Annotated in this window: 11 protein-coding genes and 1 tRNA gene; 9 read left to right on the forward strand and 3 right to left on the reverse strand. The window is 39.7% G+C overall.

Translation table 11 applies throughout. The annotated features are described in order from the left end of the window. Positions 1 to 2: 2 nt before the first annotated feature. The 3 genes from AC27EF_RS07850 to htpG all read right to left on the reverse strand — a co-directional run bounded on the left by AC27EF_RS07850 (position 3) and on the right by htpG (position 6087). Complete coding sequence (locus tag AC27EF_RS07850; RefSeq protein WP_487110077.1) at positions 3 to 947, reverse strand: AEC family transporter; 945 nt, start codon at positions 945 to 947, stop codon at positions 3 to 5. A 21-nt stretch (positions 948 to 968) separates the two neighbouring features. After that, on the reverse strand, positions 969 to 3920 hold the full coding sequence (locus AC27EF_RS07855; RefSeq protein WP_487110078.1) for a hypothetical protein: 2952 nt from the start codon (positions 3918 to 3920) through the stop codon (positions 969 to 971). A 169-nt stretch (positions 3921 to 4089) separates the two neighbouring features. Next, positions 4090 to 6087 (reverse strand): molecular chaperone HtpG, encoded by a 1998-nt coding sequence (gene htpG / locus AC27EF_RS07860; RefSeq protein ID WP_487110079.1) that lies wholly within the window; start codon positions 6085 to 6087, stop codon positions 4090 to 4092. 266 nt (positions 6088 to 6353) lie between these two features. On the opposite strand from htpG, the gene AC27EF_RS07865 reads away from it, so the two are divergent. The 9 genes from AC27EF_RS07865 to AC27EF_RS07905 all read left to right on the forward strand — a co-directional run bounded on the left by AC27EF_RS07865 (position 6354) and on the right by AC27EF_RS07905 (position 15835). Then, positions 6354 to 7676, forward strand: coding sequence for a hypothetical protein (locus AC27EF_RS07865; protein ID WP_487110080.1), 1323 nt, complete (start codon positions 6354 to 6356; stop codon positions 7674 to 7676). Beyond that, entirely contained in the window at positions 7673 to 9385 is a 1713-nt protein-coding gene (locus AC27EF_RS07870) for a polysialyltransferase family glycosyltransferase (protein WP_487110082.1), read from the forward strand. Before AC27EF_RS07865 ends, AC27EF_RS07870 begins: the two co-directional genes overlap by 4 nt. Continuing rightward, positions 9345 to 10016, forward strand: coding sequence for an acylneuraminate cytidylyltransferase family protein (locus tag AC27EF_RS07875; RefSeq protein WP_487110084.1), 672 nt, complete (start codon positions 9345 to 9347; stop codon positions 10014 to 10016). The genes AC27EF_RS07870 and AC27EF_RS07875 overlap by 41 nt, the downstream gene beginning before the upstream one ends. Beyond that, the gene (locus AC27EF_RS07880) at positions 10009 to 11616 is read left to right on the forward strand and encodes an aldolase catalytic domain-containing protein (protein WP_487110086.1); all 1608 of its coding nucleotides are present in this window, start codon (positions 10009 to 10011) and stop codon (positions 11614 to 11616) included. Before AC27EF_RS07875 ends, AC27EF_RS07880 begins: the two co-directional genes overlap by 8 nt. Then, a complete protein-coding gene (locus AC27EF_RS07885; RefSeq protein WP_487110087.1) occupies positions 11606 to 12745 on the forward strand; it encodes a polysialyltransferase family glycosyltransferase in 1140 nt (379 codons plus the stop codon). Before AC27EF_RS07880 ends, AC27EF_RS07885 begins: the two co-directional genes overlap by 11 nt. Beyond that, the gene (locus tag AC27EF_RS07890; protein ID WP_487110089.1) at positions 12714 to 14474 is read left to right on the forward strand and encodes a glycosyltransferase family 2 protein; all 1761 of its coding nucleotides are present in this window, start codon (positions 12714 to 12716) and stop codon (positions 14472 to 14474) included. The genes AC27EF_RS07885 and AC27EF_RS07890 overlap by 32 nt, the downstream gene beginning before the upstream one ends. Before the next feature lie 128 nt (positions 14475 to 14602). Next, positions 14603 to 14676 (forward strand) — tRNA-Pro (locus tag AC27EF_RS07895). A gap of 183 nt (positions 14677 to 14859) precedes the next feature. Continuing rightward, positions 14860 to 15069, forward strand: a complete 210-nt coding sequence (locus AC27EF_RS07900; RefSeq protein WP_487110091.1) for a helix-turn-helix transcriptional regulator — start codon at positions 14860 to 14862, stop codon at positions 15067 to 15069. A 136-nt stretch (positions 15070 to 15205) separates the two neighbouring features. After that, entirely contained in the window at positions 15206 to 15835 is a 630-nt protein-coding gene (locus AC27EF_RS07905) for an epoxyqueuosine reductase QueH (RefSeq protein WP_487110093.1), read from the forward strand. Positions 15836 to 15839 lie beyond the last annotated feature (4 nt).

A 15839-nucleotide genomic window follows, 5' to 3' on the forward strand; every position in this document is an offset into this window, starting at 1 on the left:
ACCTAAATCAGCGAAAAATATTTTAAAATAGAAAGCCAAATAGTTAAGGTAAAGGCACTGAACATGGTTGTTAGCATGACAACACTGGATGAGAGGGTTCCCTCATGTCCCATGTTCTTTGCCATGACAAAGCTGCTGACCGTTGTGGCAGAGCCAAGCATAATTAGAATTGCGATGAGCTGATCGTGCCGAAAGCCTAACAATACTGCCACAGGGAGGAACAGAGCGCAAAGTCCGATGAGCTTTAGAAAAGACGCAGCAAGAGCAGGCTTTCGTTTCAGAAAGGCCTTTTTTAAATCGAAAGAGGCGCCCATAGCCATTAACCCTAACGGGGTTGCTGTATTTGCAATATTTGCGACAACCTTTCCCGTGATATTCGGCATTGGGATCTGCAGAGCCGACCATATCAGACCTGCGGCAATTCCGATCAAAATAGGATTGGTGAGAATTCCTTTGACCGTCTGTTTTAAAAGGGTGCGATCAAATCTGGTTTGTCCCGGCTGAAAAAAAGACAGGACAAGAACTGCCATCATATTATAAAGCGGCACGCTTCCAATAATCATCAAAGGCGCCATGCCGGCAGTTCCGTAGATATTTTCAATCAGCGCGATGCCAAGCAGGGCGGCACTGCTTCGATAGGATGCCTGAATAAATTCGCCTCGGACGGAACGGTCTTTGAGAAAACAGGAACATAGGGCGGACAGCAGAATACTGACCAATGTAACGGCAAAACAAAACAGGACAAAACGGATATTCCAGACTTTTGAAAAATTTACCGTCGCCAGATCTTCAAATACAAGGACAGGGAGAGGTACCAGAAATACAAATTGATTCATTTTCGATGCAAAAATTTCATCAATCCAGCCGATTTTTCGAAAAAGAAATCCAAGCAGCATCATAAAAAATACCGGTACCGTAGCATTTAAACTAAAAATTAAATGATTCATAATGTTTCCCCTTTCATTGGGTTATTTCTTGGTCTTAACAGCTTTGGGTTTTGACCATTTGGAATAAAGTTTGATCGTTTTTCCCTGTGCTTTTACCGTCTTGAAGGTGCGAATTCTTATGTAGTATTTTTTTCTGTTTTTCAGACGGGAAATCGTTTTTGAAACGCATGTTCTCTTAGAAATCGAAACGGATTTTAGAGATTTTTGAAAATTTCGGCTGACAGAAGATTGAATCTGATAGCCTGTGGTTTGTGAGCTTTGCTTTTTCCATTTTACGGTGATTTTTTTCTTCCCCGATTTTAATTTTGTAATCGAAGTACCTCTTGGAAGAATGGAAAAAGATAAGATTTTAACACCGGAGTAATGCCCCTTAAAGGTAAGCTTTACTGTATAGTTTCCCACTGCTTTTCTGCCGTTGGCATAAGCTGTGGTATAGTTGGAGGAAGCAATGGTTTTGTTCTGGCTGTCTTTTACAATGACAGAAGGAGTTCTTGTCTTTTGATTGTAAGAAAAGGCAGAAGCAGACAGACGGATGGTTTTTGGAGCAGAAATCACAGACAGCTCCGATTTACCGCAGATTCTGCATTTTTTTATGATACTTCCGTTTTTTGACAGAGACGCTTTGTTGACCGTTATCTGAAAAGAGTGCCTGCCTGATGGACAAAGCGTCGGCTGAACCGGTTTTGGCGGAACGATGGAAGGTTTCTCCGTTTCCGGAGGTGTAATCGTCGGCTGATCTTCTTTTGGTTTGTCTGTGACCGCTTTCTTTTTAACGATGACCTGTTTTTTGCTTCCCTGTAAATAGAAAGCATAAAGTGTTCGATCACTGATTGCCAGATTCAGGCTGTTGGTGTGTGTATCCAGGCTGACGCCTTCACGGGAGTAGGAGTCCTGACTGGTGCTATAATAGTAGAGCTGCGAATATGCCTGATCGCTGGACGGAGAGGCTGCAATATATAATAAGCCGTGATCGGAATATAACGTCGGCTGAGAGTGACCTGCAGAAAAAGATTTGCCGAAGGTCCAACGGGTTCCGTCATAGGAACACATTTTTAACGTTTCACCGCCCAGTGCCAGGTACAATTTAGAACCGGAAGGCGCCAGAGAATAGCTTGTGGACCTTATGGAAGAATCAGTAATTCTTTTAAAGTCATTGGCTCCCCGATAGTGATAAATCTCAATGTGATTGTTTAAAGCGTTTCGAACAGATACGTAAAGCTGATCTCCGACAGCACAAATCTGCGGCTGTCCCAGCATATTTCCGGTTGAATAACTTCCCAGATCCACCAGAGAATGACCTTGAAATCTGGCAAGTCTGGCATTGGAATCTGTACCGTATACAACATATAAATCATCTTGGAAAAAGGACATTTGAAAGCCGTCGCCGGCGTAAACATTATTTCCGAGAGAACCCAGATGTTTCCACGTGCCGGTTTTTTTATCAAATCTTTTCAAAACAATATGATAAGTTTTTGAATTAATATAGCCCAAGTACAAAGTATCATCGTGGCAAATCATTTTGAAACTGTTTGCCTGAATCGAGTCTTGAAACTGACTGCCCAAAGAGTTCCATTGTTTTCCGTTGTAAAGGTATGTTTGGACTTTCTGGTTGTTATTTACGGTCAGACAAGGTTGGTTCTGATAGAGAACCCCCGCACTGTTTTTTGCATCAGACAAGGAGGTATCCGGAAAATCCAGATTTGTCCACGCATCCACAGAAGTACGGTCCGGGATTGATATTTTGCAAGTCATAGAATCTTTAGAGCTTTCGGACACGCTGCTGATGACAATACCGGAATTTTTGCCGTCAGAAAAGGTCAGAGCGCCGTCTTCTAAAGTTTTTTGAAGGTCAGAAGATCCAATGGAGGTTCTGCCGCTTTCCTTTGAAAGGAACGCGCTGGAATGAACGGTCGTTCTTTCATCTTCATAATATCCGTTCTGTCCTTTTTGAGGACGAAAAACATAAACACCAGTTTCGTTAAAGTGATTGCTCAACTGTTCGACATTGGGATTGATGCGGTATACAATGATACCGGATCCCCCTAGAGAACGATCCAGGGAATCCTCTCCGTAATCCGTCGGTTTTTTCCTGAATTCTGCGACAAAGAATTCCTGATCATTGAGTGGAGATTTTATAATATAAGCCTGGTTTCCCTGAGCATTTTGCTGCGGATGGAGTGTGATGGTCTGGCTGTCAGTGATTTCGGGAATGTCAATCCATTTAGAAAAATGCATTCGGAGATAAGCCAGAGGATACTGTGGACGTGAGGTAACACTGCCCATAATATCCCATGTAAATACCGGATAACGAGAAGTGGTATATAAATCCGGATATCCTAAAACATGCAGGAATTCATGAGCAATCAGACCGGATTCTGAAGAACTTAAAACCTGAGAATTTAAAATATTATAAGTACCGACTCTTTTATTTTGCCATGTTGCCAATCCGCCGTAATCACTTTTGTGAGAAGTAATGGAATCAGAGGAACTGCATTTTAAAATAACGGTTACATTATCAATGATTCCGTCACCATCATAGTCTATGACCTTTCCCTTCAGGGAATCGGCATTGGCATCCATAACTTCCTGGATGATGGAGCTGTCTTTTGCATAGTCGCGGGCATCGCTTTCGGAAAAAGATAATTTATGAGAAAGAAGCGTAGTTCCGGTATCCTGAGGAAAAAGATTATGTACGACAAATTGGTTGTAGGAAATGGATTTCATATAATTGGTAAAAGATCGTCCGTGTGTTCCATTATAATATTTGATGATGGAATCACGGTTTTCCCTAAACCATCGGGCATCATCGTCTGCCCGGTCTCCGCTGAAATGTGCAAATAGGACAATATTTGCAAAATCGGAGGGGGATTTTCCGCTGGTTTTGCCCTGAACATCGCTTGGAATCCAGAGAACGGAAAAACACAGAATTAAAAGTGGAAAAATAAAACCTTTATTCTTTAATTTTCTTAACATATTTTTCATTCCTTTTCATAATACAAAGTAGGGTATCATTTTCATTTTAACATTTGAAAAAAATCATTGTCAATGACAGAAAGGATAAAAAAACCGTCGTTTTTTGAATGAAATCATTCTCAAACCGACGGTTTTACATAAAATATTTTGGATATTGAACCAATTATTTTTATTTGGTCAGCAGTTCCATAATTTGATTGCTGCGGGCAACAAATTTTGTCATTGCCTCCGGAGCCAGTGGCTTGTGGCTTAACATTGCCAGATCATACAGCTGTTCACAGATGATTTTGCTGTGTTCACTGTCACCATGTTCAAAAAGGTATTGAACCAGGGCATGATTGGCATTTAAGGTAAGTGTTTCAGAAGGCGCTCCGAACATATTAGGGTCCATGCCAGGCATTGCATACATTTTCATCATATCCTGCATACGTCTGCTTTCTTCAGAAAGTGTGATAATCGAAGAGATTTTTTCATCTTTTAATTTCTCCACATGGACCTCAAGCTGGTCTTTTCCTAAAGTTGTACGGAACAGATCGGTTAAGGATTTGGTAATCTCCTCTAATTCTTTGGCATCCACAGTTTCTTTCAACGCCTCCTCTACATCAGCGTCAATTCGTTTAAATTTAATGTGCTGATTTTGCTGTTCAATTTGAGTGATGAAAGCGGAGTCAATATTATGATTTAAGATGACGGCGTCCATATTCTGTTCCTTGAACATATGAATGTACTGACTCTGCTGAATTTCGTCTGTGATATAGTAAAGTGTTGTGACGTCATCATCATTGGCAGGAGCCGGGACCATATCGCTTAATGTTTCATATTTATGATTCATATTCTTAAAGAGGATATAGTCTTTGATTTTATCTGCAAATTTCTGGTCGCGGATAAAACCGTATTTGATAAACGGACTGATGTCATCCCAGTATTTTTCATAAGATTCGCGATCCGTCTTACACATACCGGTTAATTTGTCTGCGACTTTTTTTGTAATATAATCGGAAATTTTCTTTACAAATCCATCGTTTTGCAGAGCGCTTCTGGATACATTCAAAGGAAGATCCGGACAGTCAATCACACCTTTTAAGAGCATCAAAAATTCAGGAATGACTTCTTTGATGTTATCTGCGATAAATACCTGATTATTATACAATTTTATCGTTCCCTCAATGGAATCATATTCGGTATTAATTTGAGGGAAATATAAGATACCCTTCAAATTAAATGGGTAATCCATGTTCAGGTGAATCCAGAAGAGCGGCTCCTTAAAATCATGGAATACTTTGTGATAAAATTCTTTGTACTCTTCATCAGTACATTCATTTGGTCGTTTCATCCAGAGCGGATGGGTGTCGCTTAAGGATACCGGACGTTTGTGGATTTTTACCATTTCTCTTGCAGGAGAAATCTCTACGGTTTCTTTTGTTCCGTCTTCCTTCTCTTTTTCTTCGGTTTTTGCTTCCTCATGGATATGCTCCACGACGGTATCATCCTCTTTTAATTCCTCTTCCGGAATGGTTTCATACTCTTGTTCTTTTCCTTCGATGGAAAGGAAAATTTCTGTCGGCATAAAAGAACAGTATTTTTCAATAATTTCTCGGGCGCGGTATTCATTGGCAAACTCAGTACTTTCTTCATTTAAGAAAAGAGTGATCTCGGTACCAACGGTCTGACGTGTACCGGTTTTCATATCATACTCTGTACCGCCGTCGCATTCCCAGTGTACCGGTTCTGATCCTTCTTTGTAAGAAAGCGTGTCAATGTGCACTTCATCCGCAACCATAAAGGCAGAATAAAATCCCAAACCGAAGTGTCCGATGATCTGATCTCCCTCGGTTTTATCTTTGTATTTTTCGAGAAATTGTGTTGCGCCGGAAAAAGCAATTTGTGTGATATATTCTTCGACTTCATCTGCTGTCATACCGATACCGGTATCAACAAATTTTAAAGTCTTCTTTTCCGGATCAGCGATAACCTCGACTCTGTTTTTGTGTCCCTCCGGGAAGGTGTATTCTCCCATCATGTCCAGTTTTTTTAATTTTGTAATGGCATCGCATCCATTGGAAATTAATTCACGGAAAAAAATGTCGTGATCGGAATACAGCCATTTCTTAATAATTGGAAAAATATTTTCACTGTTAATAGACAAATTACCATGTTTTTCAGCCATAGTTTCATTACACTCCTTTTATTGTTCAATTCATAATTTTTGAGAGGTAAGGAAGTGTTCTATCTCAAATAGAACTCTTTCTAAAGGGTATTGTAGAACCAAACTTGATAAAAGTCAAGCAAAAATTAGCACTCGATTAAAATGAGTGCTAACAGAATGGAAAAATATTTTGTGAGTTTCACCGAGATTTAACAAGGAGATTATATTCTGATAAATTTTACTTTTTATAATTAAAATTAGAAAAGTAGGAAAAGGAGCGAAATTGTATGGTATTTGCATCAGAATGGATGCCGGAAGAAAAGCTGTGGGAGACAAGATCTTATGGAAAATACGATGGAGTAAATTATGTCAGAACTTTTTTAGGGCATGAGCAGGTCTATGTACCGATTCGGCAAGTGTTAGTTTTTGAGACAATGCCGGGCTGTTACCGGACAAATATATTTTTAAAAGAGGCGATGGATGCCATTCATTATAATCAGATTGAGGTGATTGCGTTTGACAATGGCGCGCTGGGAGAAAAAGGCGAGTATAAAAGAATTTTAAAGCAGTGCGGATATCCTTATATTGAAAAGATTGTTTTGGCATCGGAGTTTAAAATGCGGCATACTGGGTACTTTTTTTACAGGAAAATGGTGGAAACATATAATCCTCAAAAGAAAAAGTATGGGATGATTTCTAATCGAATCAATGTATTTGCAAAATTAAAGAGTCTGGATTTTTTGCTTTATATGTCTCCGGACCGGTATCCTTACCGGTATTATTTCGGAAGGCATCGTCTTGCGGAAGAAAAATTTTTTGAGCGGTTTATCAATGAACAGCTGTTTCAGGGAACAGTGACAGAATCCAGAGGGTATCACTTTGGTTATGCTTTTGAAGGGATGTTCGCAGATTCTTTTTGCCGGCTGATTCGGGATCAGAAAGAAGAGAAAAAAGTTGATACTCTTTATTTCCCCTCTTGTGCCGAGAGCATTTGTCAGGTTTATTCTTTGCTGTATCCTGAAGATCATGTGGAAATTCTTTATGCAGAGCGCAGAACCAAACGGAATGCAGAATTGATGATTTATTTAAACCGGATCATACGAAAAAACAGTGCAGTGGTTGATTTTTCTATGGATGAAAATTTTGGGAAATATATCAAAGAAAGTATGGAAATTCATACAGAAGTATGGAATCTGAATTTGCTATTTTCCCGCAAAATCAGAAAAAGTCATCAAGATGAGATTGAAAAAGCAGTGGCAATGGCAGAAGATCACAGCTTTTATGTCAGGGAATATGAACATCGTCTGGCAGTATGGGAAGAAGAAGCGGCGGATATCCGCAGTATGAGAAATTCTCAGGAAATCCAAAGAGGGATGCTGGACTTTGTGCGTCAATTTGATGAATTTACAGAGAAAAAAGCATATAAGAGCAGTGCGCATCAGATTTTTTCACCGGATTTTGTTGCAAGGGTACTTCGATATGCTTTTGATGAGCAAAAAAGAGCGAAGGGACATCCGGATTTTTCCTATAGGATCATGAATTCCCCTTGGATCAAAAGAATTTATCGAGAATTAAAAAAACAGAAAAAGAAGATCGGAGCAAAGCAATGATTTTATATGTCGGAGCATCACTGTATCATGTATTGTGTTTTTCCATTCATAAGATTTTATATCGACCGGAGGAAGAGGCGATTCTGGTTATCGGAGATAATATTTTTTCAAAAAGCGGTATGCCGCAGTTGAAGCAGGACATTGAGAAAACGAATCTTTTTTCCAGAGTTGTCGTTTTAAAATTTATTGAAGGAGCTTACACGAATCCCTATCGGATTAAGCCCAGTTCTCCTAAGGAACAGATTGAACGGTATATTGCGTACAATGAGATCTGGGTGGAAGACTGGCTTGAAAAGGTTAAAATTTCAATAGAAGAAATCACAGAATTTAATTCTGCCATTGACCATCGGCATTTGGGATTGTATTTATTATCTAAACAAATTCCCTATCAGTATTTTGAGGATGGAAACGGGCTGTTGTCCAGAGAAGAAGTGCAGATGGAATTTCATAAAAAAGCGCAATATGCATCTTATGCCGTAGTTCAGCATCTTCATGCGCTTGGAAACAATGAGGTAGTGACGAAAAAGTATGCCAATGCCGGCGCGCAGGTGGATGGATTTCATGATGAAAAAATGGAAGATTTTCATGTGATTCATCTGTTTGAAAGTCTGTCTCAGAAGGATCAGCGGCTTTTACTGCAAATGTTTCATGCGAAAAGGCTTTCCCTTCCCGTGGGAAGCAGACCGATTTTGTATTTAACCAGATATGTGAAATATTTGCAGAATCCTACAATGGAACATCACCGGTTTTTATCATCTATGATTTTAGATTTATTTGCACAGGGCGCGCCGGTGATCATCAAACCTCATCCAAGAGATTTTTCCGGGCAATATCGGGAAATGTTTCCGGATGCGGTGGTATTGCCCAAACAATTTCCCTCAGAACTTCTTCCATTTATATATGAAGGAAAATATGAAAAAATTATTACAACCGGGTCGACTGCCATTGATGCACTGAGCGAGTATTCTAAGGAACGGTGGAAGCTGGACATAGAGTTTGAACAAAAGTTCTATGCAATTTATTCTTATGTGGCAGCAGTCCAATTCATAAAATATCTGTTTCCTGAAATTCAGCCGGAAGAAATCGGTGTCAGCGGTTGCTGTATGGAACTTCTGAATCCACTGTGCCGACAGTTTTTGGGATTTGAAATTTCAAAAGACCGGGGGCGGGATAGTATATATCAAATTATGCTGGTGGATGAAATTAAGGAACACCAAGATTGGACTTTGAATGCAAAAAGTGTCTGCTACCTTAATACACTTTGGGATTTTCGGTTTGCAGATGGCTATTCGGATATTTTTGAACATCTTTTTTATCTGAATGTGTCGGTACGGAAACGAAGTGAGGCGGCGGTTGGAGAGGAAAAAGAGAGTGCGCTGTTTGTACAGACAGATGACAAGGAGATTGCAGAGAAGCTGGAATACTTCTATTTTAAGCATACTTTTTGGAGAAGCGGAATGGTCATGTTTCTTGGAAATGATACCAAAGAGAGACAGGAGTATATGAAGATCTGGGCAGAGATTTTTTGGATAAAATGTTCGGAGGAACGAGAAAAGGAACACTGGGAAATTCCGCAAATTCCAAGACTGCGACGCAGGATTTCACAAAAGGATATGGAAGCCATGAGTCAGCGATTAATTGCGGTGAAGAAAAGGAGGAGAGAAAAAAATGAAAGTTACGGCGTTGGTTCCGATGAAATTAAAGAATGAAAGGCTGCCAGGGAAAAATACGAAATCATTTACCAATGGAAAGCCTTTGTGCAGTTACATTTTGGAGACTTTAAAGCAGGTGCGGGAGATTGACCGGATTTATGTTTATTGTTCTGATCCGGACATTCAAAAGTATCTTCCGGAAGGAGTCATGTTCCTTCGGAGGGAGGTCGGACTGGATCAAAGCAAGGTGAAAATCAATGAGGTGCTGAAAGCGTTTGCGAAAGACGTACCGTCGGATGTTTATGTGCTGGCACATGCTACCGCCCCTTTCTTGAAAAAAGAGACCATTGAGAGAGGAATTGCAGGAGTTGTAAGCGGAAAATATGATTCTGCACTGACCGTATTTTCGCAGCAGGATTTCTTCTGGCAGGATGGGAAACCGTGGAATTACGATCCGGGGCAAATTCCAAGAACTCAGGATTTAAAACCTTTGTACCGGGAAACAACCGGACTTTACATATACGAAGAAGCGTTGATTCGGGAGGAAGGACGAAGAATCGGAAAGACTCCGCTGCTTCTTGAAGCAGATTGGATGGAAGCCATTGACATTAATCAGCCCGAAGATTTTGTCATGGCAGATGCCTTATATAATTATAAATTGACGGGAGGAAGATGCTGCCATGAATAGAGTTTCAGTGTTGGACTGTACTTTGAGGGATGGGGGATATGTCAATGATTTTGCTTTTTCAGGCAACACCATTCAGACGATCATTGCGAAGCTTGGAAAAGCAAAAATGGATATCATAGAATGTGGATTTTTAAGAGATGTAACATATGATGCAGATAAATCTGTGTATAGCCGAATTGAGCAGATTACGCCTTTTATTACGCCGAAAAAGAAACATTCCAAGTATGTAGCAATGATTGTGACAGGAACCATTCAGGCATCGAAAATTGCTCCGAGAGGGAAGAATACCATTGACGGAATAAGGATCACATTTCATAAACAGGAAATGGAAGAAGCCTTTTCACTGGGATATGCATTGATGGATAAAGGATATGAGATTTTTATGCAGCCCGTGGGTACCACAACTTATACAGATGTGGAACTTTTATCCCTTGTGGAACGAGTTAACGAGATGAAACCTTATGCGTTCTATCTTGTGGATACTCTGGGAAAGCTTTATGCCAAACAATTATTAAAATTATTTTATCTTGTGGATCATAATCTGGAGGAGGAAATTGCGATTGGATACCATTCCCATAACAATTTGCAGCTGGCGTTCTCCAATGCACAGGCATTGATTCAGAACGCACAGAAAAGAAATCTGATCATTGATGCTTCCGTTCTCGGGATGGGACGGGGCGCCGGGAATTTATGTACCGAGATTCTGACCCAGTATATCAATGAGGCGATGGAATATAAATACCATACGGAACTTTTAATTGAGTTGGTGGATGAATATATCAGTCCGATTTCCTATGTACATCCATGGGGATACAGTGCGGGATATTTTCTTGCGGCAACGAACAATTGCCATCCTAACTATGTAACATTTCTGCTCAACAAGCAGACATTGAATGTAAAGCAGATTTATCAGATCTTAAAAGAGATTCCCGAACATCAAAGAGCTCTTTATCGTGAGCATCTGATAGAGGCTCTGTATCTTAAATTTCAGGAAAATGAGGTGGATGACCGGGAAACTCTTGGAAAGCTGAAAAGGCTTTTAAAAAATCAGAAAATTTTTGTGGCGGCGCCCGGGAAAAGTTTGCTGGATGAACGAGAAACCGTACATGCATTTTTAAAGAAAGAAAAGCCGGCTGTGATCTGTGTCAATAGTATTCCGGATGGAATGACGCCAAGTTTGTTATTTATCAGTAACCAAAAACGGTATCATCAGCAAAAAAAGGAATACAATTTGGAAAAAGCACCGTTTCCGGTCATACTGACTTCCAATATTGACGCAGGAAAATCTATGGAAGATCGGGTGAATTACTCAGATCTGATTGTCAGCGATACGGTAATTTCAGATAATGCCTGTCTGATGCTGTTTCATCTTTTGATGAAGCTGGGAGTGGATGAGATTTTTATTGCCGGATTTGATGGATATCATACCAACGTAGAGCGAAACTATTATACGCCGAGTATGATTAACAGCGCGGATCGTTTAAAGTTAGCAAAGCTTACAAAACATATTAAAAAGTATATGGAGAAAATTGAAACACAGATGAAGATACATTATGTGACGGAATCTATGTATGATCGGAGATTGACAGATGGAAAATAAAGCAAAAAGAATCCTGTTTCGATGTGATTCCATGTATCAGTTATTGAATGCAGTCTGGCTGAAAAAAGAGAGGATGGGGAAAATACCGGGAGATTTAATTCTGAGCGATCATACGGAGTTTGATCATGTAATACCAGGGCTTTGTGTCAGCAGATTATTTGAACATATTTATCAGATGAAATCCAAAGAGGCAGCTTCACACTACTGGAACCTGTCGAAGGAAGAAAGGCGGCAGATTAGCCGGCATCCGGAGGAATATGCAGATATTGATTTTCTGGAAGAGGATTATACAGATTTTTATTTAAGTTTTGATACTGCCTATGTAAAACTGATGTATTATGCGATGATTCAAAAAGGAATGAGCCTTAGGGTGCATCTGTTTGAGGACGGAATGGCAACTTATGTATGCGATGTGGAGAAGCGATGTAAAGAAGATGGAATGGATCATGCCTTTTATGGAACAAAAAGCTTTTTGGAAAACATCGAAGAATTGTTATTATATGAACCGGAATATTTCACCGGACCGCAGCCTCCTTTTCCACTAGAAAAAATTCCGGCGATTGATTGCAAAAATATTGAAGTATGCCAGATGTTTCTGGAAATTTTCGGGGATATTGAGCTGCCGGAGGAACCTTATATTTTTTTAGAAGAAGCATTTTTTGATGACCGGATTCCGTCCAATGATTTAGAATTGTGCCAGTCAATGGCGACGCTTGTGGGAAAAGAAAATATGGTGATTAAGCGGCATCCGAGAAATCGGGTGAATCGCTTTCGAGATTATGGATTTCGTACGATGGAACAATCCAAGGTTCCATGGGAAATTCTTCTTATGAAATACGATATCTGCCAGAAAATATTGGTTACAGTATCATCCAACGCTTCCATTACAGCAAATTTAATTTTTTCAAAAAATATGAATGTGATCATGCTGTATCCAATGTTCATTGGAAAAACATGGCTTATGGGAAATCGAAACTTTAAAGAATATCATGAAAAAGTGCTGAACAAGATGAACCGAGAGCGGAAAAACATTTTTTGTCCCCATTCTTTTGATGAAGTGAGAGAAATACAAATTTATATAGAAGGAGCAACTAGAATTGAGCGAAGAATTGAAAAAATGCAATCCTGATGTTTCGGTGATTGTACCGGTATATAATGCAGAATTGTATTTACGGCAAACAATGGAATATCTGGTCTATCAGACCTTAGAATCTCTGGAATTAATTTTTATAGATGATGGTTCGACCGATGGGTCTCCTGAGATTTTAAAAGAATATCAGAGAAGGTATCCGGAAAAGATTTTGATTTACCATACGCCGAATCTCGGGCCGGGGGAAGCAAGGAATGAGGGGATTCGCAGGGCAAGAGGCACTTATCTGGGATTTGCCGATGCAGATGATTATATGGAATATGACATGTATGAAAAAATGTTGGAGGCGGCAAGGAGCCAGCCTTGCGATATGGTTTATATTCCTTACTATCTGGTGAGGGACTGTAAAAAGAAAGTGATGGGAAGAATCAGCCAGCCGGAATTAATTGATCAGATGATTTTTCATGGAGAGGTGTCTTTTTGGACAAAATTAATACATCGGGATCTTTTGAGGAAAGTCGGAGAGATTCCAAATATTTGGTTTGAAGATACCGCTTATATGTTGCCGGTTTTTTCCTATGCACAGAATATTGTGTATTTAAACGAACCGCTTTACTATTATATCAAACGGGAAGGATCCATTACAAACAGTGCGAAAGATCATAGGACACTGGATACAATTCAGGCAGAAAATTATGCACTGAAGCACTGCAATCCTCAATTTCGCCCGGCAGTTGCCGCAAGAATTGCAGATCGGATTTTATTCAATCTCCAAATGCGGTGGATGTATTCAAGAGAATTTATGGATCACTTAAAAGCGCATCGGGAGGATTTGCTGGAAAATGAGGTGTTGAAAAAGTATCCGGTTCGCTATCGGAAGGTCAGAAATTATTTGGAGATGCCAAAAGAAAGCATTCCTGCCCGATTGATCATTCCGGGGTTTGGAAATCAAATCCGGGATGAAGTCGTCAGGCGCATGTCTCAACAAGCGTTAAAAAAGGTGGATGAAATTTTTATTGTCAATGAAAAGACTTGCGATTTGGAATATAATGAGCAGGTAAAACAGGCTTATGCACAGAAAAATTATGAGTATTTGAATTATTATTTTTCACTGAAACAACTATATCGTGAGGGAGGGATTTTTCTGGGGGAAGGTCTCGAAATAGAAAAAACACTGGATCATTTGAGAGGCTTTTCTTCTTTTTTCGGCTTTTTAGATCAGGAAACGTTTACAGACCGTATTTTCGGGTGCTGTAAAGGAGATAAGGTCATTGGAGAGCTGCTAAGAACTTACGAATTTCCGCAATTTTATAAAAATCCATGGATCCCGTTTCAGCAGCGAATGAAAAATATTTTAGTGGCCTACGCAGGAATTCCTCTGGATAATCAAACGCATCTTCACGAATATCCCTGTGCCGTTTTTGATTCGTCTGTATTTGTGATGGAGAGCAGTAATCCCATGCATTTGTGCCGTCACAGCTTTGAAGATTATTATGCAAGTCCGGGATACAGCGTCTTTCCTAATGCGGCAATTGTATCTTTGACGGAGCGGAAAACCTCAAAAGATCTTTTTCCGGAATTAAATCAGGAATTAAAGCGGGTGTCCAATCTGAAAAATAAGCTGATTCGGCAGAGAACGGAACTTCGGGCAGAGAATAAGAGACTGAAAAGAGAAATTGAGAAATATCAAAATTCCAGATCGTGGAAAATGACAGAAGTTTTAAGAAGAGGTGGGAAGCTTTATCGAAAATTGAAAAAAGAATCATAAAAATATATGGTATAATAAATAAAAATGATGCCAGAAAATAGAAAAAGCAGGAGCCTGAAAAAAAACACAAAAAATAACAATTTTCTCTTTACTTTTTGACTGAAATAGAGTTATAATAGAAAAGTCGGCGGGGCGTGGCTCAGCTTGGTAGAGCGCGTGGTTCGGGACTACGAGGTCGCAGGTTCAAATCCTGTCGCCCCGACTGAAAATAATAAGGCTTAGAAACGTTGAGAATACGTCGGATGGCGTAAAATCAGCGTTTCTAAGCTTTTTTTGTGATATGGGAAAGTGCTCACTTTCTTATATCATAAAACGCGTTGTTCGTATTAAAAAATATTGTAATAGTTTCAAATGATTTACACATCCTAGAGATGGAGGTGTAAATATGAAAATTGAAGTGATTTATCATTTGCAGGAAGTCAGGAGAAAAAAGAATATGAGCAGAGAAGTTTTAGCGCAAATCTCCGGGGTGGAAGAGGACATGATCTATGACATTGAACAAGGTCGCTGCGATCCGACACTTCAGACGGTTTGCAGACTGGCGGAAGCGCTGGAAACTTCCACAGAAATGCTGTATTCTTATATGATACGTTAGAAAGATTTTTGAAAATATTTTTTCTTTGTCAGTTGGAAAAATTGTGATAGAATAAATACTCAAAGGAGACAATTTTAATCATGGTTTTAAAGTGTTTCCTTTGGGTAAGGAATAATGCAAGACAGGTTAGGTGGGGATGATGAGTCAGAAAATCAATTATCAAAAAAAATTGGATGGTGTGCTGGAACAGATTGGAGATACAAGACCTACACTTTTAGTTCACAGCTGCTGCGCGCCATGCAGCAGTTATGTTTTGGAATATTTATCAAAATATTTTAAAATTACAATTGACTATTATAATCCAAATATTGCTTCAAAAGAAGAATATGAAAAGCGAATTGCGGAGCAGAGGCGTCTGGTAAAGGAAATGGGATTTGAGGAGATTCAAGTATTGGACGGCGGATATGAGCCGCAGGTTTTTTATGAAATGGTGCGCGGCTATGAAAAAGAACCGGAAGGGGGAAAGCGCTGTTATCTTTGCTATCGCCTGAGACTTTCACAGGCAGCAGACATGGCGTCAAAGTATGGATTTGATTATTATACGACGACGCTGACAATCAGTCCGTTGAAAAACGCGCAGTGGCTGAATGAACTGGGCGCAGAGCAAGGAGAGCGAGCGGGAGTTTCGTTTCTGCCGTCGGACTTTAAAAAGAAAGGCGGATATCAGCGATCCATTCTGCTTTCAAAGGAATATAAATTGTATCGGCAGAATTTTTGCGGATGTGTTTTTTCCAGGAGAGAGCGCGAAGAAGCAGAGAAAAAATAAAAAA

The sequence above is a fragment of the Anaerostipes stercorihominis genome (assembly GCF_057535655.1).